Source organism: Candidatus Glomeribacter gigasporarum BEG34 (genome assembly GCF_000227585.1).
Taxonomy (GTDB): Bacteria; Pseudomonadota; Gammaproteobacteria; order Burkholderiales; family Burkholderiaceae; genus Glomeribacter; species Glomeribacter gigasporarum_B.
In genome coordinates, this window is the sequence record NZ_CAFB01000023.1 from 1 (window position 1) to 3,338 (window position 3,338).

General features: G+C 55.6%; 4 protein-coding genes and 2 pseudogenes. 4 read left to right on the plus strand and 2 right to left on the minus strand.

The features are described from left to right. Positions 1-207, minus strand: a 207-nt coding sequence (locus tag CAGGBEG34_RS00425; RefSeq protein WP_042687181.1) for a glycosyltransferase, incomplete at its 3' end; no start/stop codon positions are given. Between the two features lie 50 nt (positions 208-257). Between CAGGBEG34_RS00425 and rnc the strand changes: the two are divergent. The 3 genes and pseudogenes from rnc to murB form a co-directional block, all read left to right on the plus strand. Beyond that, positions 258-920, plus strand: a pseudogene (rnc, locus tag CAGGBEG34_RS00430) (ribonuclease III); the annotation flags it as partial. A gap of 143 nt (positions 921-1,063) precedes the next feature. Beyond that, positions 1,064-1,900 (plus strand): annotated as a pseudogene (gene era, locus CAGGBEG34_RS11505) (GTPase Era); the annotation flags it as partial. 6 nt (positions 1,901-1,906) lie between these two features. After that, on the plus strand, positions 1,907-2,932 hold the full coding sequence (gene murB, locus CAGGBEG34_RS00435) for a UDP-N-acetylmuramate dehydrogenase (protein WP_050009258.1): 1,026 nt from the start codon (positions 1,907-1,909) through the stop codon (positions 2,930-2,932). On the opposite strand, the gene CAGGBEG34_RS10895 is transcribed toward murB, so the two are convergent. Further along, the gene (locus tag CAGGBEG34_RS10895; RefSeq protein ID WP_203224808.1) at positions 2,906-3,067 is read right to left on the minus strand and encodes a hypothetical protein; all 162 of its coding nucleotides are present in this window, start codon (positions 3,065-3,067) and stop codon (positions 2,906-2,908) included. The genes murB and CAGGBEG34_RS10895 overlap by 27 nt on opposite strands. Positions 3,068-3,148: 81 nt before the next feature. Between CAGGBEG34_RS10895 and CAGGBEG34_RS00445 the strand changes: the two genes are divergently transcribed. After that, positions 3,149-3,338, plus strand: a 190-nt coding sequence (locus CAGGBEG34_RS00445) for an iron transporter (RefSeq protein WP_042687187.1), incomplete at its 3' end; no start/stop codon positions are given.

Here is a 3,338-nt window from a genome sequence, read left to right on the forward strand (position 1 = left end):
TAACAAGAGTCGCGTGACATCGTCGCGCGCGTGAAATTGCTCGGAGAGCAGGGCTGCGGAGCGGTCGCGGCTGCCATCGTTCACAAAGATCACTTCATAGCTCAGTTCAAGCGCATCCAGCGCTGGATAGAGGCGGTCAAACAGAACGCGCAACCCCGCTTCTTCGTTATAGACAGGAATAATGACCGATAGTTCAGGCGTCTTCATTGGGCGTGAGGTTAAAAATACAGAGAACCAAGAACCATACACTTTTTAGAATGACTTCCAAAAATACTTTGCAAAGCCGGCTAGATTACGTGTTCTGCCGCCCGGTATTGCTGCGCCGGGCGATGACGCACCGCAGCCATAGCGCACCGCATAACGAAAAGTTTGAATTTCTTGGCGATGCAGTGCTGAACTGCGTCATTTCCGCGCTGATATTCCAGCGTTTTCCGGCGCTGAAGGAAGGGGATTTGTCGCGCATCCGCGCCCATTTGGTGAAACAGCAAACGCTCTGCCAGATTGCGCAGACACTGGAACTCGCCAAAGATTTGCGGCTGGGCGAGGGAGAACTGAGAAGCGGCGGGCGCAAGCGCCCGTCGATGCTGGCCGATGCGCTTGAGGCGCTCTTTGGCGCCATTTATCTGGATGGCGGTTTCAGCGCGGCGCGCGCGGCGATCGAGCGCCTGTATGCGCCTATCCTTGACCATCTCGATCTGAAGATGTCCGGTAAAGATGCAAAGACATGTTTGCAGGAATTGCTGCAAGGCCGCAAGATCGCGCTGCCGGAATATACTGTGATCACAACGCGCGGAGCTGCGCATCGGCAACAGTTTGAAATTCAATGCACGGTGCCGTCCTTGGAAATTCAAGCGCGGGGTCGCGGCGCGAGCCGCCGCGCGGCGGAACAGGAGGCTGCCGCGCGGGCTTTAGCAGAAATCAAGCGTTCTTGAAAATATAGCCAAGCAACTTTAATTTGATACGGCGTCATCGCCGCTCGCCGTATTATTCATACTGTCTTCGCGGCTGCTTCCTTGTCTCAAACTAAAGTTGCTTGGCTATACATTTCAAAAATTGTCCAAAGATGACATTCCGCTGTGGAACCATTGCCATTGTCGGGCGGCCAAACGTGGGTAAATCGACCTTACTGAATGCGCTCATCCAGCAGAAAATCAGCATCACTTCGCGCAAAGCGCAGACGACCCGTTATCGTATCCAAGGGATCTATACCTGCGCTGAAGCGCAATATATTTTTGTCGATACGCCGGGATTCCAGACGCGCTACGGCGGCCCGCTCAATCAATCCTTAAATCGCATTGTGACCGCCGCGCTCAGCGCAGTCGATGTATGCCTGTTTGTCGTTGAAGCGGGGCGTTATGACGCGCGAGATCAACAGGCGCTGGCACAGATCGACGCTGCGCTCACAACGCTGCTGATTGCCAACAAGGTCGACCGGCTTGCCGACAAGGGCGGGCTGCTCCCTTTTCTGCAGCGCCTGCGCGCGGCGCGCGCGTTCTGCGAGATGCTGCCGATATCCGCGAAACGGCCAGACGATATTGAAAAATGCCGGCAAATACTGTTGCCTTATTTACCGGTTAAAGCTCCGGTCTATCCTGAAGATACGCTGACCGATTGCAGCGAACGCTTCCTTGCCGCCGAAACGCTGCGCGAAAAAGTGTTTCGCTTCACGGGCGATGAATTGCCGTATACCAGTGCGGTGCGGATTGAGCGCTTTGAACAAAAGGGCAGCTTGCGCCGCATTTTCGCCGCCATTCTGGTTGAGCGGGATTCGCATAAAGCGATGATCATCGGCGAGCGGGGCCAGAAACTGAAACAGATGGGCGTGCAGGCGCGCCTTGACCTGGAAAGATTATTTGGCGGACCGGTCTATCTCAATACTTTGGGTCAAAGTAAAACGGGGGGGAATATTAAGCCGCCCCGCCTTTTAACGGATTATCCGCTGCGCGCGCACAACGCCTTTGGCTTTGAAGTGCGCGCCCGGTATGCGCAAGCGATCGAATGCGAAGCGGCGCTTGCCTGTGCGCGCGTTGATCCGCGCCTTAAAGGTCTGCCGCGTCTGATATTGGGCGGCGGCAGCAATATCGTGCTGACGCGCGATTTTGACGGCATTGTCTGGCTCATTGCGCAGCGCGGTCGGCGTTTAGTGCATGAAGATGCCGATGCCTGGTTGATCGAAGCCGGCGCGGGCGAGCGCTGGCATGATTTTGTGCAATGGACGCTTGAATGCGGCTGGCCCGGCCTTGAAAACCTGGCCCTGATTCCGGGCACAGTCGGCGCGGCGCCCGTTCAAAATATCGGCGCCTACGGTCTGGAAATGAGCGAACGCTTCTTCCAGTTGCGCGCGCTGGATATGAAAACCGGCAAGGCCTTGCATCTCAATGCGGCTGCATGCCGTTTTGCTTATCGAGACAGCTTTTTCAAGCAGTGCGAGTCGGGGCGTTTCGTCATTGTTTCGGTTGTATTCCGCCTGCCCAAAAGATGGCAGCCGCGCTGCGCCTATCCAGAGATTGAACGCATCCTTGCAGAACGGGGTATCGTGAAACCCTCGCCGCGCGATGTGTTTGACGCCGTGGTTGCGGCGCGCCAATCAAAACTGCCGGATCCGGCTCAAGCGGGTAATGCCGGCAGTTTCTTTAAGAATCCCCTGCTCCGGCCAGCGGATTTTGAAGCGCTATCGGGCCGCGAACCTGATCTTGCCGCCCATCCTTTACCGAACGGACAGATCAAACTGGCCGCCGGGCAATTGATCGAGCGCTGCGGCTGGAAAGGGCGCGCTTTGGGGCGCGCTGCGGTGCACGCGCGCCATGCGCTGGTGATTATCAATAATGGAAATGCCTGCGGCGCGGATATTCTCAAACTGGCTGAAGTCATCCAGCGCGATGTCTACCGGCGCTTTGGAGTACGGTTAGAGCCGGAACCTACAATTATTTAGAGCATTTTTCAGCGGTTTGCCCTGTGTCGCTTCGCGCGCTTCTTGTGCAATCTCGCTGAAAAATGCTCTAGGTGCACTGTCTGCATTGGCGCGCCTTGCCAGCGCGGCTGGGCGAAACGCCTGGAAGCCTTGCATTAGGCTTGAGAGGGCGTTACACTTTTTCAAAACTGAGAATGATTCGCATTATTATTTTTTGATCTTTTCCGCATTTGCCCAATGACTTCTACATTTCTTTATGTCCTCACAGCGGCGTTATTGACCAGCCTGTCTTCTTTCGCGCGGGCGGCTGAATATCCGATTGGCAAACCGCACATTCACAATGGCATGGAAATCGCCGCTGTGTATTTGCAGCCCGTCACGATGGAACCGGAAGGCATGATGCTTAAAGCCGAGAAATCCGACATCC

Bases quoted from the DNA above. Each gene is read 5' to 3' on its own strand.
- CAGGBEG34_RS10895 (WP_203224808.1), bottom strand. From the start codon at position 3,067: ATGCAAGGCTTCCAGGCGTTTCGCCCAGCCGCGCTGGCAAGGCGCGCC.